Here is a 17,784-nt window from a genome sequence, read left to right as displayed (position 1 = left end):
GATGCGATACTGACAGCCATGGCCCTGCCACCGACGACCGGAACCATCGTGCTGTTCGGCGGCCGAAGCGAGATCGGCGTCGCGCTGACACGACGGCTCGCTCAGGGGCGCACCGTGGTCCTGGCCGCGCGACGCCCCGACGATCTCGGGGCCGAGGCGTCCCGATTGATCGACGCAGGCGCTTCCGAGGTGCACACGGTCGCCTTCGACGCCGACGACACCGCGTCCCACGGAGCGCTCATCGAGTCGGTGATCTCCCGATTCGGTGCGATCGAGGCGGCCATCGTCGCGTTCGGCATCCTGGGCGATCAGGCCCGCGCGGAGACCGACGTCGAACATGCGCTCCAGATCGCGCACACCGACTACCTGGCCCAGATCAGCGTGCTGACCCCGCTCGCGACCGCGCTGCGCGCGCAGGGCTCCGGGACCATCATCGTCTTCTCGTCGGTGGCAGGCATCCGGGTCCGTAAGGCCAACTACGTCTACGGGTCCACCAAGGCGGGCCTCGACGGATTCGCCAGCGGACTGGCAGATGCACTCCACGGCAGCGGAGTTCATCTCTTGCTCGCCCGGCCGGGTTTCGTCATCGGCGCGATGACCAAGGACCTCATGGAGTCGGGCGTCAAACCCGCACCACTGTCGGTCGACGCCGAAAAGGTCGCAGATGCAGTCGCGCGCGCGTACCGACGGGGCAGGGGCGAAGTATGGATTCCGTGGGCCCTGCGACCATTGTTCGTCGGCATGCGGCTCATCCCTCGCCCGATCTGGCGACGGCTGTCTCGATGACGGATCGGTTCGTGGTGATCGGGATCGGCGCCGCCGGCTGGGACGGCCTCGGCCGCCGGGCCCGTGACGAGCTCGCCGGCGCAACGACGATCTACGGGTCGGCCCGGCAACTCGACCTGCTGCCTGCGCTCGAGGCGGACCTCCGACCGTGGGATTCGCCGATGAGCACACATCTGGCCGAGGTCCTCGCGACCACGCCGTCCGGCGGCACGGACGGTGATGACAGCGGGCACGGTGACACCGGGCAGGACGGCCCCGGGCGGGACGGCACTGTCCACATCCTGGCGAGCGGTGACCCGATGTTCCACGGTATCGGCACAACGATCGTGCGCGCTGTCGGCGCGGCCCGCGTCGACGTGATCCCGACCGTGTCCAGCGCGGCGCTCGCGTGTGCTCGACTGGGATGGGATCTCACCGACGTCGGGATCGTGACGGCGGTCGCCCGCGACCTGGAATCCGTGGCAGACGCCCTCACCGACGGCCGGAACCTGCTCGTCCTCAGTCGCGACGAGACGACACCGGCACAGCTCGCACAGCTGTTGTCCGACAACGATTTCGGCTGGTCGTCGATCACCGTCCTCGAGCAGCTCGGCGGCCCTGCGGAACGGATCGTCCGCGGAATCGCGCGCACGTGGTCCGAGCCGGCAGGCGATCCGCTCAACGTCGTGGCCATCAGCTGCATCGGACCTCACCGCAGCCGGGCACCCGGGCATCCCGACGACGAGTACGCCAACGACGGCCAGATCACCAAGCAGCCGATCCGCGCGCTGACCGTGTCCGCGCTTGCGCCGAGTCACCGGCAACTCCTGTGGGACATCGGCTCCGGGTCCGGCAGCATCTCCATCGAATGGCTGCGGTCAGAACCCACCGGACGGGTCATCGCCTTCGAGCGCGACGACGCACGCAGTGCGCAACTCGTCGCCAATGCCACCCGCCACGGTGTTCGCGGCCGGTTGACGGTGGCAGGCGCCGCGCCGGAGTCCCTGTCGACGGCACCCGAACCCGATGTCGTCTTCATCGGAGGGGGGCTCAGCACGCTCGTTCTCGAGGCCGTATGGGCCGCGCTGAGCGAAGGCGGCCGGCTCGTCGCCAACGCGGTCAGCCTGGAGAACCAGAATCTGCTCGCCGAATGGTATGGCCGGCATGGGGGTTCGCTGCGTCGGCTGTCCGTGGAGACAGCGGCCCCATTGGGTACGTTGACCACGTGGCGCCCGGCCTTGCCGATCGTTCAGTGGGTGGTGGACAGATCATGACCGTGTACGTCATCGGCGCCGGCCCTGGCGCCCCGGACCTGATCACCCTGCGCGGTGCCGAGATCCTCGGCCGTTGCCAGACCTGCCTGTACGCGGGATCGTTGGTTCCCGCCGAGCTCCTCGACCGATGCCCGCCGGACGCCGTCCTCATCGACACCGCCCGGATGCCGCTCGCGGAGATCATCTCCCACATCGTGGCGGCGGATGCCGCCGGACATCACGTGGCGAGATTGCATTCGGGCGACCCGTCGTTGTACTCGGCGATGACCGAGCAGCGCCGGGAGTTGGCCGCCCGCGGGATTCCGGTGGAGGTCGTGCCGGGCGTCCCCGCGTTCGCGGCCGCTGCGGCCGCTCTGGACTGCGAGCTGACCGCACCGGGCGTCGGACAGAGTCTCCTGATCACGCGGGTCTCGACACTGTCGACGGACATGCCCCCGGGCGAGGAACTCGATCGCCTCGCGGCCAGCGGTGTGACCCTGGCCCTTCACCTGGCCGCACATCGTGCCACCGAACTCACGGCAATCCTGAGTCCGCATTACGGGGCGCAATGTCCCACCGCCACCGTGGCGTTCGCGAGCCGGCCGGATCAACAGATCGTGCGCTGCCGCCTCGCCGACCTCCCGGTGACGTTGGCCGACGCGGGGATACGGCGCACCGCGGTGATCTTCGTCGGCCGAGTTCTCGATCCGTCCGCCCATCCCGCCGTCAGCGACAGCTACCTCTACTCCGAGGCCCGCATGACAAAGCTCCGGCGTGATGGATGATCCCGACACGATGAGCGACGGGCCGATCCTGCTGCTCGGGGGTACCGGCGAGGCCCGCGCATTGGCCGAGCGTCTGGTCGCCGCCGACATCGCGGTGATCAGTTCGCTGGCCGGCCGGGTCCGCGACCCGCGCCTACCGGTCGGGGATGTCCGGATCGGCGGCTTCGGGGGAGTCGACGGCCTCGCCGACTGGATTCGGACCCATCATGTCGTCGGCGTGGTCGATGCGACGCATCCCTTCGCCACCACCATGACCTATCACGCCGCTACCGTGACCGACCGAATGGACCTCCCGCTCTTACGAGTTCGGCGTCCGGCGTGGACGCCCACCGCTGACGACAGCTGGGTGGCGGTGCCAGATATACGTGCCGCGGCCCGCGAGATCGAGTCGCGCGCCGCCCGACAGCGGGCTCTGCGGGTGTTCCTGACCACCGGTCGCCAGGACGTCGGGGTGTTCGCAGGCATCACCGACGCCACGTTTCTCATCCGGGTGGTCGATCCGCCGACGTCAGACCTGCCCGCGCACCACCGGATCCTGCGCTCACGGGGTCCCTACGATCTCTCGAGTGAGCGGGAACTGCTGCGTGCGAACGAGATCGACGTGCTGGTCACCAAGAACAGCGGGGGAGAGCTCACCCGGGCGAAGCTCACCGCGGCCGCTGGGCTCGGTGTCGACGTGGTGATGGTTGACCGTCCGGCCGAACCGGCGTCGGGAGATTCCGTCGATTCGGTGGCCGCCGCGATCGATTGGGTTCACGACCATCTGACCGGGGGTTGACTCAACCCGGGTGATGCCGCGGCGTGTACACGAGGTCGCCGCCCGCACGCGTCACCGCGGTGGTCGCCGACGACCCGATGATGAGCAGGGTGCGCATGTCGACGGTCTGAGGATCGAGTTCGCCGACCGAGATCGTCCGCAGACGTTCGGTCGGTCCCCCCACATCACGACCCACGACCAGCGTCCGGTCCGGTGAGACCGACTCCAGCAGGATCTCCTTGAGCCGGCCGACCTGCCAGGTGCGGTGGGACGAACCGGGGTTGTAGATCGCCACCACGAGATCGGCTGCCACCGCGTGCCGGATCCGGTCCGCGATCACCTCCCACGGCTTGAGCCGATCGGACAGCGAGATGATCGCGAAGTCGTGGCCGAGCGGCGCACCCACGGCGGCGGCCACCGCGCTCGCAGCCGTCACCCCGGGGGCCACCCGGACCGCGACGTCGTGCCAACGGGGTTCGGCAGCGACCTCGGCGACGGCAGCGGCCATCGCGAAGACGCCGGGATCCCCGGAGGACACGACGGCGACCCGAGCGCCGCGGGCGGCGAGATCGAGTGCGAACTCCGCCCGCTCGGATTCCACCCGGTTGTCGCTCGCGTGGACGCGTTGGCCGGGTCGCGCGGTGACCCGCGACAGGTAGGTGGTGTAGCCGACGAGATCGGTGGCGCGGGCGAGTTCGACCTGGACCTGCGGCGTCGTCTGATCGTCTGCGCCGGGACCCAATCCGACCACCACCACCTCGCCGCGCTCCGCGGCCACCTCCGGGCGATTCGGATTGTTCAGCGGCCCGGGTACCACGATCATCGAGAAGTACGGCACCTCATCGGGTTTCACGTCGCGCAGCGGCATGACTCGCTGGGCCGGAGTGGACGCGCGTTCCACGTACCAGGCCTCGTCGGCGCGGCCCGCCGACACCAGGGCGTCACGCACCCGGACAAAGGTGCGGCCGAGCTTCAGGACGGCGATGGCGTCCGCGGCGCGGAAGCGCGCGACCAGCTCTGCCGCCGGCAGGGTGCCGGGTACCACGGTCAGGGTCTCGTCGGCTTCCACCAGCGGGATTCCGAGGGCGGCCGACGACGCACTCACCGACGTCACGCCGGGCACGATCTCGGCATCGAACTCGCCGACGAGCCTCTTGTGCATGTGCATGTACGAGCTGAAGAACAACGGATCACCCTCGGCCAGCAGTGCCACGTCGCGGCCCGCGCGCAGATGCCCGGCGAGGCGGGCGGCGCTCTCGGCGTAGAAATCCTGCAACGCGCCTGCGTACCCGCCCGGGTGATCGGTGGACTCGGTCGTCACCGGATACATCAGGCGTTCTTCGATCTGTCCCTCGCGCAGGTACGGCTGCGCCACCGACCGCGCAATGCTGTTCCCGTGTCTCGCACAGTGATATGCGATGACATCGGCAGACCCGATGATGCGGGCCGACTTCACCGTGACCAGGTCGCTGTCCCCGGGCCCGAGGCCGATCCCCCAGAGCTTTCCACTCACCGACGTCACTCCTCCGGACTGGCCAATGCGTTGATCGCGGCGGCGGTGATCGCCGATCCACCGCGCCGCCCGGTCACCGTGATGAACTCGAGATCACTGCGGAGAGCCAGGGCCGCACAGGATTCCGCGGCACCGACGAAGCCGACGGGTGCGCCGACGATCGCCGCCGGATGCGGTGCCCCGTCGTCGATCATGTCCAGCAGCGCGAACAGCGCGGTCGGGGCGTTGCCGATCGCCACCACTGCTCCGTCGAGATGTGGACGCCAGAACTCGAGCGCGGCAGCCGTTCTGGTGGTGCCGAGGCGATCGGCGAGAGCGGGCAGCGACGGTTCGGCGAGGTGACAACGTACGTCATTGTCGGCGGGCAGACGCTTACGGGTCACCCCCGCGGCCACCATCGAGGCATCGCAGAGGATCGGTGCACCCGCTCCGAGCGCCGCACGGGCGGCCTGCACGACACCCTCGGTGGCCACCACGTCCTCGGTGAGGTCGGTCTGCCCGCAAGCGTGGATCATGCGCACCACCACCTGCGCCACGTCGGGTGCGAAGGCCGTCAGATCCGACTCGGCACGGATCGTGGCAAAGGACTGGCGATAGATCGCGGCGCCGTCACGCAGGTAGTCGCTCATGGTGCGGCCAGCCTATCGACGGTGTGTCACGTACCCGCCGTCGGGAGTCGCCTCGACACTGCGATGCGGGCCGCTGGGGGAGCCGCATCGGCGGCCGCACCCCACCCAGTGCTCGCGCTCGGTCACCGGTTCGCCGTCTCGGATCCGTACCAGCAGATCGTCGCGGACCGGCGCCAGCGACTTCGCGCATCCCGGGGCTCCGACACAACAGCTGACCGCGGCCCAGGGTGAGGCGGCGTCGAAGATCAGGCCCATCGGAGCCAGGACCCGCACCACCGTCTCGGCCACACCTTCGTCCAGATCGCAGATGAGGATCTCGCGGTCGGGGGTCACGACGATCGGTGCCTGCACGGCGGCCACGAACTGGGCGAGCCGCGCGGGCAGCCGGCCGAGCTCGACGACGGCGCCGAGCAGTACACGGCCGTCGTCCTGGTCGAACCAGCCGACGATCGGGTCGGCAGGCTGGGGGTCGGCAGGCTGGGGGTCGGCAGGCTGGGGGTCGGGACCTCCGACGGCCGGCGCCAGCCGCGCGCGAACCCGGCCGTCGAGTTCGGTTCGCTGCGCGTCGGTGAGATCGGTGACCCGCCACGCTCCGGGGCAGATGTCGATCATGTCGGTGGCGACGGCCAGGAGTTCCGCGGTGACCGCGTCGTCGCCGCGTGCCGAACCGAGGGCTGTGCCGCCCACCAGCACATCGACGACGATCTCGCCGGACACATCGGCGGATCGCGCGATAGCGCAGACATCGGGTTCCCGGCGCGCGATGTCGCCGCGGCCGTCGTCGAGGCCGAAGAGGAAGCGGCCGGAGAGCGACACCGACACGTCGGCCGCCTGCAGCCGGTCGTCGAGCAGATCTGCGAGCGGGCGCACGTCGGCGATGCCACCGATCCGACCGGTCAGTGCACTGACCTCGATGTTGCGCACCTTGTCGTGCGTCGAACTCGGGGCGAGGCCTGCCTCGACGACCGCATCGGCCACCGCATCGACGTCGGTGAGGCCGCGCAGCTGGAGATTGGCCCGTGCCGTCAGCTCGAGATATCCGTCACCGTGCTCGGTCGCGGCCTGGGCGAGGAGTTCGAGCTGATCGGGTCGGATCCGCCCGCCCGGGAGCCGCACCCGGGCAACCGCGCCGTCGGCGGCGGCATGGGTGCTGAACACGCCGGGACAGCGGTCGGTGGCATCGCGCCGGACGGGTTCGGTCACCTCTCCCAGGGTAGGCCCCCGCCGGAACGCCGCGAAGCCCGCGCTGACTAGGCTGAACGCACCGAGGAGCGGCAGAAGCCGGTGCAAATCCGACGCGGTCGCGCCACTGTGACGGTGTCCGCCGGTCGACGACCGAGGACACCGAAGCCAGACCTGCGCTCCGGTAACCCGACACGCACGACAGACGGCACCACCGACCACACACCGGGCGCGCCATCCCGGCGAGGAGAACCATGATCCTGCTGCTCTCGACCTCCGATACCGACCTCATCACGGCAGCGGCCTGCGACCGGGACTTCTCCGGTGCGAACCCGTCGCGCATCCTGGTCGATGACATCGGCCCGCTCGCCGCGGACGCCGACATCGTCGTCGTGCGCATCCTGGGGGGCACGCGGGCCTGGGAGGACGGGCTCGCCGCGGTGGCGGCGACCGGTAAACCGCTGGTGGTCTGTTCCGGCGAACAGCAGCCCGACCCCGACCTGATGGCGCACTCGACCGTGCCGGCCGGTGTGGTCGCCGAGGCGCACAACTACCTCGCGGCCGGCGGCGTGGCCAACCTCGTCAACCTCCACAATTTCCTGTCCGACACCGTCCTGCTGACCGGTCTCGGCTTCGATCCGCCGCAGCAGACACCGGCGTGGGGCGTACTCGAACGCCCGGCGCAGGCCACCGTCACCTCGGCGCCAACCATTGCCGTCCTCTATTACCGCGCGCAGCACCTCGCCGGCAACACCCGCTACGTCGAGGCGCTCTGCACGGCGATCGAGCAGCGCGGTGGGCGCGCCCTGCCGATCTACTGCGCGTCGCTGCGCACCGCGCCCGACGATCTCATCGAATTGCTGGGCACCGCCGACGCGCTGGTGGTCACCGTCCTTGCCGCAGGCGGTGCCACACCGGCGACGGCGTCGGCCGGGGGTGACGACGACGCGTGGAACATCGAGCGGCTCGCGGCGCTCGACGTCCCGATCCTGCAGGGCCTGTGTCTCACCGGTTCCCGCGCCGACTGGGCCGCCACCGACGACGGACTCTCGCCCCTGGACGTGGCGACGCAGGTTGCCGTACCCGAGTTCGACGGGCGCATCATCACGGTGCCGTTCTCCTTCAAGGAGTTCGACGACAACGGCCTGCCCTGGTATCAGCCGGATCCGGAACGCTGCGCCCGGGTGGCCGGGATCGCGGTGGCACACGCCCGGTTGCGACGTACGCCGCCGTCGGATCGCCGTGTCGCACTGATGCTTTCGGCGTACCCGACCAAACATGCCCGGATCGGTAATGCCGTCGGGCTCGACACCCCGCGAAGCCTGCTCCATCTCCTCGTCGCCTTGCGGGCAGCCGGCTACGACATCGGGCCAGATGCCGGTCCGGACGCGATACCCGGACTGGCCGACGAGGATTCCGATGCCCTCATCCACGCCATCGTCGAGGCAGGCGGGCAGGACCCGGACTGGCTGACCGAGGAGACACTGGCGGCCGCCCCGATCCGCGTCGCCGCCGACGACTACCGCCGATGGTTCGCAACCCTGCCCGACGACCTGCGGAGCTCCGTCGAACAGCACTGGGGAGCCGCGCCGGGTGATCTGTTCGTGGACCGGTCGTCGCACCCCGACGGCGAGATCGTGGTGTCCGCCATGCGCTTCGGCAACATCACCCTCATGGTGCAGCCGCCGCGCGGGTTCGGCGAGAATCCGGTCGCGATCTATCACGATCCCGATCTGCCTCCGTCGCACCACTATCTGGCGTCCTACCGCTGGCTGACAGGTCGCGGTGACGGCGTCGCCGACATCGACGGGTTCGGCGCCGACGCGATCGTGCACGTCGGCAAGCACGGCAATCTCGAGTGGCTGCCCGGTAAGACCCTCGGGATGTCGGCCGCGTGCGGCACCGACGCCGCCCTCGGCGACGTCCCACTGATCTACCCCTTCCTGGTGAACGATCCTGGGGAGGGCACGCAGGCCAAACGACGGGCCCACGCGGTGCTCGTCGACCATCTGATCCCTCCGATGGCGCGCGCCGAGTCCTATGGCGACATCGCGCGGCTCGAGCAACTGCTCGACGAGCACGCCAACATCTCCGCGCTCGACCCCGCCAAGCTGCCCGCGATCCGTCAGCAGATCTGGACGTTGCTGACCGCCGCCAAGATGGACCACGACCTCGGCCTGTCCGAACGTCCAGACGAGGACGTCTTCGACGACATGCTGCTGCACGTCGACGGCTGGCTCTGTGAGATCAAGGACGTTCAGATCCGCGACGGTCTCCACGTTCTGGGTCAGGCACCTGAGGACGAGAGCGAGGTGGACCTCGTCCTGGCGATGCTGCGGGCGCGTCAGCTGTGGGGCGGCACCCAGGCACTCCCCGGCCTGCGCGAGGCCCTCGGTCTCATCGAGGACGGCAGCGCGGCCCGCAACCCGGTCGACGAGGTGGAGGCCACCGCCCGAGAGCTCGTCGCGGCCTGCGCGAAGGAGGGCTGGACGCACGCGGCCGTCGACGCGGCGGCTGCCGGGCATCCGCCTGCAGTGGCCGATGTCCTCGGATTCGCGGCCCGCGAAGTGGTGCCGCGCCTGCGGCAGACCGGCCGCGAGATCGACCAGATCCTGCACGCCCTCGACGGCGGATTCATCGAGGCAGGCCCCAGCGGGTCGCCGCTGCGCGGCCTGATCAACGTGCTCCCGACCGGACGGAATTTCTACTCGGTGGATCCCAAGGCCGTCCCGTCACGTCTCGCGTGGGAAACGGGTCGCGCCCTCGCTGATTCGCTGGTGGAGCGGTATGTCGGCGAGCACGGCCATTATCCGGCGTCGGTCGGCTTGTCGGTGTGGGGGACCAGTGCGATGCGCACCTCCGGCGACGACATCGCCGAGGTCCTCGCGCTTCTCGGTGTGATGCCGGTGTGGGACGAGGCGTCCCGACGGGTCGTCGATCTGGAGTTGATCGGCCTCGCCGAGCTCGGACGTCCCCGGATCGACGTCACGGTGCGCATCTCCGGGTTCTTCCGCGATGCGTTCCCGCACGTGGTCACGATGCTCGACGATGCCGTCGCGCTGGCCGCCGCGGCCGACGAACCCGACGATCAGAATCACGTCGCCGCCCACGTGCGTTCGGCCATGGCCGAGCACGGCGATCGGCGACGCGCGTCCACCCGGATCTTCGGTTCCAGGCCGGGCACGTACGGGGCCGGGTTGTTGCAGCTGATCGACTCGCGCGAGTGGCGCAGCGACGCCGATCTGGCGCAGGTCTACACCGAATGGGGTGGCTACGCGTACGGCCGGGACCTCGGCGGCATCCCGGCGGTCGAGGACATGCGGACCGCATACCGACGCATCGCCGTCGCGGCGAAGAACACCGACACCCGTGAGCACGACATCGCCGATTCGGACGACTACTTCCAGTACCACGGGGGCATGGTGGCGACCGTGCGCGCACTGACGGGGTCGTCGCCGGACGCATACATCGGTGACAGCACCCGCCCGGACTCGGTGCGCACGCGCACTCTGTCGGAGGAGACCAGCCGGGTCTTCCGGGCGCGCGTGGTCAATCCCCGCTGGATCTCGGCCATGCAGCGTCACGGATACAAGGGCGCATTCGAGATGGCGGCCACGGTCGACTATCTGTTCGGCTACGACGCGACGACCAACGTGGTGGCCGACTGGATGTACGAGAAGCTCACCGAGTCCTACGTCCTCGACGAGGACAACCAGCGCTTCATGCAGCAGTCGAACCCCTGGGCGTTGCACGGCATCGCCGAACGACTGCTCGAGGCGGTCGATCGGGACCTGTGGGAGCAACCGCCTGCCGACATGCTCGATCGGCTGCGCCAGGTCTATCTGCAGGCCGAAGGAGATATCGAGGGTCGCGCCGAGTGATGTGATCACCGCTGTGCCCACAGCGACGGCCCGGCCGGAAAGAAATCCCGCGGATTCGGGAGAAAACCGGCACGCTCGATCGTTGGACTGGGCAGAGACAGGGCGACACCGACCATCTCGGCGGTGGACGAGGTCTCGGAAAGGCGGAGATCCCCATGCGGATGATCTACGTGATCGCCTACTTTGCGGTCGAGATCGGTGCGTTCGTCGCGATGGCACACTTCCTCGGATTCGGATGGGCGGTGTTGATCACCCTGGCCGCGGTCGTGGCCGGCTTCGCGCTGCTCCAGCAACAGGGTCGCAAGGTCTTCGGCGAGCTCCGACGTGCATCGCGCAACGAGGTCGACCCGCGAGGTCCGCTCACCGATACCGCACTTCTCGCCGCGTCGAGTCTTCTGCTCGTCATCCCCGGGATCGTGTCCACGATCATCGGTCTGGTGCTGCTGGCGCCGCCGGTGCGTCGGATGATGCGCCCGGTGGTCGCCGCCGCCGGCGCCCGCCGGTTCGCCGCGACCATGGACCGCGCGGGCATCTATGCCAGCGGGATGTACGTCGGCCGCGGCACCGTCGTCGACGGCACGGTGGTCGATGTGGACGGCACCGTCGTCGATCCGACACCAGGGCCTGCAGATCGCGGGCTGCCCCGGGGGCGATAGTCCGGGCGCCCGCTCGTCAGGGCACACTGGACCACCGTGACCACGGAACTGCTACTCGGCGGCGTCGTCTATTCACCGGCCGCCCCGGATGCCACCGCCATGGCCGTGACCGACGGCACCGTCGTCTGGGTGGGCAGTGACGACGTCGGCAAGGCTCTGCACCCTGATGCCCGGGTCACCGACCTGCAGGGCCGCTTCGTCGGACCCGGATTCGTCGACTCGCATGTCCATCTCACCTCCACGGGCCTGGCACTCGCAGGCCTCACCCTCAACGAGGCAACCGACCGGACGGATTGTCTGCGTCGGGTGGCCGCATTCGCGTCCGTCACCGATGAGGGTGAGCTGATCTGGGGCCTCGGCTGGGACGATTCCGGCTGGCAGGGTGCCGACCCCGACGATCGCCGGTTCCCGACGACCGCGGAGATCGACGCGGTGGTCGGCAATCTTCCGGTCTACCTGGCCCGTATCGACGAACATTCGGCCGTCGCATCGACCGCGTTACGTCGCCTGGTGCCCGACCTCGAGGCCGCCGTCGGCTACCACCCCGACGAACCACTGGTCGCCGAGGCCCATCACCTGGTGCGCGGGGCGGCCCGTCAACTGGTCACCGCGGCACAGCGCACCCGCGCCCAGCGCCGCGCCCTCGACACCGCGGCCGCACATGGTGTCGTCGCCGTCCACGAGAACGGCGGGCCCGACATCAGCGGTCTCGACGACTTCCTCGCACTCGCCGACCTCGACCATCCGGTCGAGGTGCGTCGCTACTGGGGTCAGGCCGTCCAGAGCGCCGAGCATGCCCGCGAACTCCTGGCGATCAGCCATGCCGACGCCCTGGCGGGCGATCTCTTCATCGACGGGGCGATCGGCTCGCACACCGCCTGGCTGACCGAGCCGTACGCCGACCACCCCGGCCACACCGGCATCAGCTATCTCGACTACGAGACCATCCGCGACCACATCCGGGCGTGCACCGTGATCGGCATCCAGGCCGGGTTCCATGTGATCGGCGACGCGGCAACGGCTTCGGTGGTCGCAGCGTTCCAGGAACTCGCCGCCGAACTCGGCACACCGGCACTGGCCCGGTGCGCCCACCGACTCGAACATGCCGAGATGGTGTCGACCGAGCAGGCCGTGGTCTTGGCACGTTGCGGTGTCGTCGCGAGCATGCAGCCGCTGTTCGACGCGGAATGGGGCGGGCCGGGCGAGCTCTATGAGCAACGTCTCGGAGTTCCGCGCACCGCCGGGCTGAACAACTTCGCCGGACACGCCCGCGAAGGGGTGATCCTGGCCTTCTCGTCCGACGCGCCGGTGACACCGATCGATCCGTGGTCGTCCATCCGGGCGGCGGTGCACCACCACCAACCCCGCAACGCGATCTCCGCCCGCGGCGCGTTCGCCGCGTCGACCCGAGGTGGCTGGCGGGCCGCAGGCGTCAACGATGGGCTCACCGGGACGCTCGTCCCCGGGGCTCCTGCGAGCTACGCGGTCTGGGATATCGACGATCTCGTGGTCGCCGGATCCCACGCCGGGGTGCAGCGCTGGTCGACCGACCCCCGCTCGCGGGTGCCGGCCCTTCCGGACATCGCCCCCGGGGCGCGACTTCCGAGATGCGTCCGCACCGTCCACCGCGACACCGTCGTGTTCGACGGCGGGGCGCTCGACGGCGGCCCCGCGTGAGATCACCCCGGTCCGCGTGGACCGTGCTGTCGGCCCAGACGATCGTCGCCGTGGTCGCGGGCATCGCCATGTGGGCGGCCTTTCCGCCCCGCAACCTCTGGTTCCTCGCGGTCGTCGGCCTCGGCCTGATGGCGGTCCTCCTGGGCGCCGGTCGCCCACGGGTCCGCACCGGGGCCTGGCTCGGCTTCGTCTTCGGACTGGCGTTCTTCGTGCCGCTGCTCCCGTGGATCGGCGTCTACGTCGGCCCGCTGCCGTGGTTGGCGCTTGCCGCGGTGCTGTCGGTGTTTCTCGCGCTCTTCGGGGTGATCGCCGTGCTCACCATGCGGCTGCCGGTCCCGCCCGTCTGGTTCACCCTGTCCTGGGTGGCGGTCGAGGGTTTGCGATCGGCCTTCCCGTTCGGCGGATTCCCTTGGGGGAGAGCAGCATTCAGTCAGGTCGACGGACCGTTGCTGCCCATGGCATCGGTCTTGGGGGCGCCGGGACTCTCGGCCGCGGTGGCACTCCTGGGCGCGTCGATCGCGTGGTTGTGTCAGATCGTCGTCACGGCCGTCCGCGACGGCGAGCACCATGGTCGAGCGGTGGTCCGCGGAGCTGCACTGGCCGTCGTCCTCGCCCTGATCGGCCCGATCTGTGCCATCGCACTGACCCCCGGCACCGTCGATCGCAACGTCGCGTCGTCGTCGGCGCAGGTGTCGGCCGTCCAGGGCAATGTGCCGCGGCTCGGACTGGAGTTCAACGCACAGCGACGCGCGGTTCTCGACAACCACGTCCGGCAGACCGAACGACTAGCCGATGCCGTTCGTAGCGGCAACGCCGAGCAACCCGACTTCGTGGCGTGGCCGGAGAATGCCTCGGACATCTCGCCGCTCACCAACCCGGACGCCGCGCAGGAGATCACCGCTGCGTCGGTTTCGGTCGGCGCGCCGATCCTGGTGGGCACCCTCGTGATGAACCCCGACGGCCGGCCGACCAACACCGTTCTGGTCTGGGATCAGGAGCGTGGCCCCGTCGATCGCTACGACAAGCACATCATCCAGCCCTTCGGCGAGTATCTGCCGTGGCGCGGCTTCTTCCGGAAGTTCTCCTCATATGCGGACATGGCAGGCAACTTCCGGCCGGGCTCCGGATCGTCGACGCTGACCGTGCCGGGGCGGTCGGGACCCGTACAGGTCGGCGTCTCGACGTGCTGGGAGGTCGCCTTCGACAGATCGGCGCGCGCGGCGGTCGACGACGGCGCCCAGATCCTCTATGTGCCGACCAACAATGCGACGTTCGGCCGCACCGAGATGACCTATCAGCAGCTCGCCATGTCGCAGGTGCGAGCAGTCGAACACGGACGTGCCGTTGTGGTCGCCGCCACCAGCGGTGTCAGCGCGATCATCGATCCCGACGGGATGATCACCGCTCAGAGCGGCATCTTCAGCCCCGCAGTGCTGTCGAGCCGATTGCCCTTGCGCAGCGACATCACGCCTGCGACCCGGTTGGGGAGCTGGCCGCAGACCGTGGCGATGATCATCGCGGCGGTGGGGCTTTTGTTCGCGGTGGGACGGCATACTAGGTTCTCATTCAGGCAACGCAGCCCACATCGCCGAGTCACAGACCCCGCTTCCGCGGACCTGGCACAGCCCGTCGGCCAGGCAGTGACGAAGGACCACGCGGGGCCCGAAGATCAAACGAAGGAGCTCGGTGGCATTGGGTAGTCAGACACCCGGGAATGAGCAACCGGGGAACAATCAGCGGGCGAGCGGGGCCCCCCACGACGACATGCAGGCCGTTGTCGGGGCGCAGGGCGAACGCGTACTGGTCGTCATCCCGACGTTCAACGAGCGCGAGAACCTGCCTGGCATCGTCACCCGCCTGCATGCGGCTCTGCCGGGTGCCCATGTCCTCGTCGTCGACGACTCCAGTCCGGACGGCACCGGCGACGTCGCGGAGGGCATCGCGGCGCAGGACACGGCCCTACGCGTCCATGTCCTGCACCGTACGGAGAAGGACGGTCTGGGCAAGGCCTATCTGGCCGGCTTCGCGTGGGGTCTCGCCCGCGATTACGCGGTGATCGTCGAGATGGACGCAGATGGCAGTCACGCGCCCGAACAGCTCTGTAGATTGCTCGAGGCGATCAACGCAGGCGCCGATCTGGCCATCGGATCGCGCTACGTCCGTGGTGGCGAACTCATCAACTGGCCGAAACGTCGGGAATTCCTGTCCCGCGGTGCCAACACCTATGCGCGTCTAGCGCTCGGCGCGAAGGTGCACGACATCACCGCCGGGTTCCGTGCCTATCGGAGAACCGTCCTGGAGAAGATCGATCTGGGATCGGTCGAATCCGCCGGATACTGCTTCCAGATCGACCTGGCGTGGCGTGCGGTCCGGGCCGGCTTCGACGTCAGTGAGGTCCCGATCACCTTCACCGAACGCGAGGTCGGCGAGTCCAAGATGAGCGGTGGAGTGATGACCGAGGCGTTCTTGATGGTCGCGCGGTGGGGACTGGAGAGTCGGATCGAACGGTTCGGACTCCGTAAGAACTGACGACGGCAAGAACTGACGGCAGTAAGACTGGCGGCGTGCGTCACCGACTCACCTCAGACGCGAAACGGCCGGACGAGACGAGGTCTCATCCGGCCGTTGTCGACTGCGATCAGTTCGTGACGCCCTTGCGGCGCTGCTTGAGCAGGTCGAGGCGCTCGTTGAGCAGCACCTCGAGCTCCTCCTCGGAGCGCCGTTCGAGCAGCATGTCCCAGTGGGTGCGCGGCGGCTTGGTCTTCTTCTCCTCGGGCTCGGCGCCCTCGAGCAGAGTGCCCTCCATGCCGTTCTTGCACGGCCACTTCGACGGCACCTCGGCGTCGTCGGCGAATGGGACGTCGAAGATCTCGCCGTTGTCGGTGCGGTACTGGACGATACGTCGTGGTGCGAGGTCGTGATCGCGATCGGTCTCGTAGCTCACCGCACCGAGGCGGCTACCTCGAAGTACTCGATCTGCCATGGACAATTCCTCTCAAACATTTCGTCGGGCGCCGGCGCTGACAAGCGGGCCCATCGCTATCGGGCACCGGGAGTGCGTGCGGCACCTCGGCACTGAACACAAATCATTCTACGCGTCCGTCAGTGCTCGCCGGGCGAGCCACGGACGGCGACGTGTGGGGCCCCCGGGTACGGTCATAACCGTGGACGACCCTCGCCGACGCCCGTACTCGTGCGCATGGTGTGGGCGCAGCATGATCGACTCGCACCAGGGCAGACGACGCAAATACTGCAAGCAGTCCTGCCGCCAACGCGCCTATGAACAGAGAGCGCTCACGCAGGGCACTTCTATTCCCGCAGATGCGGTGATCTTGACGGCCTCCGAGGCCGACGCATTCGGCGATCGGATGTTCGCTCTCCGGTGCGCTGCCGAAGACCTGGTCACCGCGGTCTCCGAACGCGCGGACGTGGCCACCCTCAACTCGCTCGGCGACGATCTGCTGTCACTGGCACGTGAAGCCGAGCGACTGCGGTGATCGTCCGGATCTTCGGGCTGTCCGCGCTGGTCACCCTGGCGGCGCTGCTGGTCGCGTATCTGTATCAGGGATGGACCGGTCTGGCCCTCTGCGCGATCCTCGGCATCCTCGAGGTGTCGCTGTCCTTCGACAACGCGGTCATCAACGCGACCGTGCTCGAGCGCATGAGCCGGTTCTGGCAGCGGATGTTCTTGACCGTCGGGGTGATCATCGCGGTCTTCGGGATGCGGCTGCTGTTCCCGCTGGCGATCGTGTGGATCACCGGCGGGCTCAATCCCGTCGAGGCCTTTCGGCTGGCCATGAATCCGCCTGCGGGTGACGCGGAGTACTTCCCCGACGGCACCCCGAGTTACGAGACGATCCTGCTGGATGCGCATCCGCAGATCGCGGCCTTCGGAGGCATGTTCCTCCTCCTGCTGTTCCTGAACTTCGTCCTCAGCAACCGCGAGATCACCTGGTTGTCGTGGATCGAGAAGCCGCTGGGTCGGCTGGGGCGGCTCGATCAGCTGTCGATCGTTCTCGCGGCCGTCACGCTCGTCGTCGTCGGGGAGTACCTGGTGCCCGACGACGGTCGGGCCACCGTTCTCATCTCCGGGCTGCTGGGCATGATCACCTACATTCTCGTCGACGGCCTGAGTTCGCTGTTCGAGAGTGAACAACCCGGCAGCGACGATCATCTGCCGTCCGCGGAGGCCACCATGGCCGAGGCCGGCTCGGCACGACGACCGAGCCCGGTGACCGTGGCCGTCGGCAAAGCCGGTTTCTTCCTGTTCCTCTACCTCGAGGTGCTCGATGCGTCGTTCTCCTTCGACGGGGTGATCGGCGCCTTCGCGATCACGCCCGACCCGATCATCATCGCCCTCGGACTCGGTTTCATCGGCGCCATGTTCGTCCGGTCCATCACGATCTATCTGGTCCGTCAGGGCACGCTCGGTCAGTACCGCTACCTCGAGCACGGGGCCCATTGGGCGATCGGCGCTCTCGCGGCGATCCTGCTGCTCAGCGTGCACATCCACATCAACGAGGTCATCACCGGCCTGGTCGGCGTCGCCTTCATCGGTGCGTCGCTGGCCAGCAGCGTCGGAGCCAATCGCCGTGATCGACGCCGCAACGAACGCCGGACGCAGGTCGGGGTCGCGCACTGAGCGACCCACGCTCGCGTCACGCGCCACCGCGCAGCGTCCGATCC

15 protein-coding genes are annotated in these 17,784 nt (G+C 68.8%); 11 read left to right on the top strand and 4 right to left on the bottom strand.

The genetic code is table 11. The annotated features are described in order from the left end of the window. The first annotated feature begins 18 nt into the window (after positions 1-18). The 4 genes from IDF66_RS21980 to IDF66_RS21965 are packed head-to-tail and all read left to right on the top strand — an operon-like array spanning position 19 to position 3,581. Positions 19-786: an SDR family NAD(P)-dependent oxidoreductase gene (locus IDF66_RS21980; RefSeq protein ID WP_164309681.1), complete on the top strand. Its 768-nt coding sequence runs from the start codon at positions 19-21 to the stop codon at positions 784-786. Beyond that, positions 783-2,039 carry a precorrin-6y C5,15-methyltransferase (decarboxylating) subunit CbiE gene (gene cbiE / locus IDF66_RS21975; protein ID WP_190268616.1) on the top strand — a complete coding sequence of 419 codons (1,257 nt, stop codon included), beginning with the start codon at positions 783-785 and terminating at the stop codon, positions 2,037-2,039. Before IDF66_RS21980 ends, cbiE begins: the two co-directional genes overlap by 4 nt. Continuing rightward, a complete protein-coding gene (locus IDF66_RS21970; RefSeq protein WP_164309683.1) occupies positions 2,036-2,803 on the top strand; it encodes a cobalt-precorrin-4/precorrin-4 C(11)-methyltransferase in 768 nt (255 codons plus the stop codon). The genes cbiE and IDF66_RS21970 overlap by 4 nt, the downstream gene beginning before the upstream one ends. After that, complete coding sequence (locus IDF66_RS21965) at positions 2,796-3,581, top strand: cobalt-precorrin-6A reductase (protein ID WP_387999572.1); 786 nt, start codon at positions 2,796-2,798, stop codon at positions 3,579-3,581. Before IDF66_RS21970 ends, IDF66_RS21965 begins: the two co-directional genes overlap by 8 nt. 1 nt (position 3,582) lies before the next feature. On the opposite strand, the gene cobJ is transcribed toward IDF66_RS21965, so the two are convergent. The 3 genes from cobJ to cobG are packed head-to-tail and all read right to left on the bottom strand — an operon-like array spanning position 3,583 to position 6,905. Next, complete coding sequence (gene cobJ, locus IDF66_RS21960) at positions 3,583-5,073, bottom strand: precorrin-3B C(17)-methyltransferase (protein WP_164309684.1); 1,491 nt, start codon at positions 5,071-5,073, stop codon at positions 3,583-3,585. A 5-nt stretch (positions 5,074-5,078) separates the two neighbouring features. Next, entirely contained in the window at positions 5,079-5,702 is a 624-nt protein-coding gene (locus IDF66_RS21955) for a precorrin-8X methylmutase (RefSeq protein ID WP_190268615.1), read from the bottom strand. Positions 5,703-5,714: 12 nt separating this feature from the next. After that, a complete protein-coding gene (cobG, locus tag IDF66_RS21950; protein ID WP_190268614.1) occupies positions 5,715-6,905 on the bottom strand; it encodes a precorrin-3B synthase in 1,191 nt (396 codons plus the stop codon). Positions 6,906-7,138: 233 nt separating this feature from the next. Between cobG and cobN the strand changes: the two genes are divergently transcribed. The 5 genes from cobN (at position 7,139) to IDF66_RS21925 (ending at position 15,627) form a co-directional block, all read left to right on the top strand. Continuing rightward, positions 7,139-10,765, top strand: a complete 3,627-nt coding sequence (gene cobN / locus IDF66_RS21945; RefSeq protein WP_190268613.1) for a cobaltochelatase subunit CobN — start codon at positions 7,139-7,141, stop codon at positions 10,763-10,765. A 155-nt stretch (positions 10,766-10,920) separates the two neighbouring features. After that, positions 10,921-11,421, top strand: coding sequence for an FxsA family protein (locus tag IDF66_RS21940; protein WP_190268612.1), 501 nt, complete (start codon positions 10,921-10,923; stop codon positions 11,419-11,421). 36 nt (positions 11,422-11,457) lie between these two features. Beyond that, positions 11,458-13,098, top strand: a complete 1,641-nt coding sequence (locus tag IDF66_RS21935) for an amidohydrolase (RefSeq protein WP_190268611.1) — start codon at positions 11,458-11,460, stop codon at positions 13,096-13,098. Positions 13,099-13,166: 68 nt separating this feature from the next. Then, positions 13,167-14,798: an apolipoprotein N-acyltransferase gene (gene lnt, locus IDF66_RS21930; protein WP_223310011.1), complete on the top strand. Its 1,632-nt coding sequence runs from the start codon at positions 13,167-13,169 to the stop codon at positions 14,796-14,798. A 64-nt stretch (positions 14,799-14,862) separates the two neighbouring features. Then, on the top strand, positions 14,863-15,627 hold the full coding sequence (locus IDF66_RS21925) for a polyprenol monophosphomannose synthase (protein WP_190268686.1): 765 nt from the start codon (positions 14,863-14,865) through the stop codon (positions 15,625-15,627). Between the two features lie 109 nt (positions 15,628-15,736). On the opposite strand, the gene IDF66_RS21920 is transcribed toward IDF66_RS21925, so the two are convergent. Then, positions 15,737-16,081 (bottom strand): RNA polymerase-binding protein RbpA, encoded by a 345-nt coding sequence (locus tag IDF66_RS21920; RefSeq protein WP_124707309.1) that lies wholly within the window; start codon positions 16,079-16,081, stop codon positions 15,737-15,739. Positions 16,082-16,313: 232 nt separating this feature from the next. On the opposite strand from IDF66_RS21920, the gene IDF66_RS21915 reads away from it, so the two are divergent. Both IDF66_RS21915 and IDF66_RS21910 read left to right on the top strand, forming a co-directional pair. Next, on the top strand, positions 16,314-16,595 hold the full coding sequence (locus IDF66_RS21915) for a hypothetical protein (protein WP_203589296.1): 282 nt from the start codon (positions 16,314-16,316) through the stop codon (positions 16,593-16,595). Continuing rightward, on the top strand, positions 16,592-17,740 hold the full coding sequence (locus tag IDF66_RS21910; RefSeq protein ID WP_190268608.1) for a DUF475 domain-containing protein: 1,149 nt from the start codon (positions 16,592-16,594) through the stop codon (positions 17,738-17,740). Before IDF66_RS21915 ends, IDF66_RS21910 begins: the two co-directional genes overlap by 4 nt. Positions 17,741-17,784: the final 44 nt, after the last annotated feature.

The organism is Gordonia hankookensis (genome assembly GCF_014673215.1).
GTDB lineage: Bacteria > Actinomycetota > Actinomycetes > Mycobacteriales > Mycobacteriaceae > Gordonia > Gordonia hankookensis.
The sequence above is the reverse complement of the archived record's forward strand: the minus strand, read 5'-3'. Positions and strand labels throughout refer to the sequence as shown.

What these genes read in the sequence shown, in the direction of transcription:
- IDF66_RS21920 (WP_124707309.1), bottom strand. Translation starts at nt 16,081, where the DNA reads ATGGCAGATCGAGTACTTCGAGGTAGCCGCCTCGGTGCGGTGAGCTAC.
- IDF66_RS21940 (WP_190268612.1), top strand. Translation starts at nt 10,921, where the DNA reads ATGCGGATGATCTACGTGATCGCCTACTTTGCGGTCGAGATCGGTGCG.
- IDF66_RS21980 (WP_164309681.1), top strand. Translation starts at nt 19, where the DNA reads ATGGCCCTGCCACCGACGACCGGAACCATCGTGCTGTTCGGCGGCCGA.
- IDF66_RS21965 (WP_387999572.1), top strand. Translation starts at nt 2,796, where the DNA reads ATGGATGATCCCGACACGATGAGCGACGGGCCGATCCTGCTGCTCGGG.
- IDF66_RS21955 (WP_190268615.1), bottom strand. Translation starts at nt 5,702, where the DNA reads ATGAGCGACTACCTGCGTGACGGCGCCGCGATCTATCGCCAGTCCTTT.
- cobN (WP_190268613.1), top strand. Translation starts at nt 7,139, where the DNA reads ATGATCCTGCTGCTCTCGACCTCCGATACCGACCTCATCACGGCAGCG.
- IDF66_RS21915 (WP_203589296.1), top strand. Translation starts at nt 16,314, where the DNA reads ATGATCGACTCGCACCAGGGCAGACGACGCAAATACTGCAAGCAGTCC.
- lnt (WP_223310011.1), top strand. Translation starts at nt 13,167, where the DNA reads ATGTGGGCGGCCTTTCCGCCCCGCAACCTCTGGTTCCTCGCGGTCGTC.
- cbiE (WP_190268616.1), top strand. Translation starts at nt 783, where the DNA reads ATGACGGATCGGTTCGTGGTGATCGGGATCGGCGCCGCCGGCTGGGAC.
- IDF66_RS21970 (WP_164309683.1), top strand. Translation starts at nt 2,036, where the DNA reads ATGACCGTGTACGTCATCGGCGCCGGCCCTGGCGCCCCGGACCTGATC.
- IDF66_RS21925 (WP_190268686.1), top strand. Translation starts at nt 14,863, where the DNA reads ATGCAGGCCGTTGTCGGGGCGCAGGGCGAACGCGTACTGGTCGTCATC.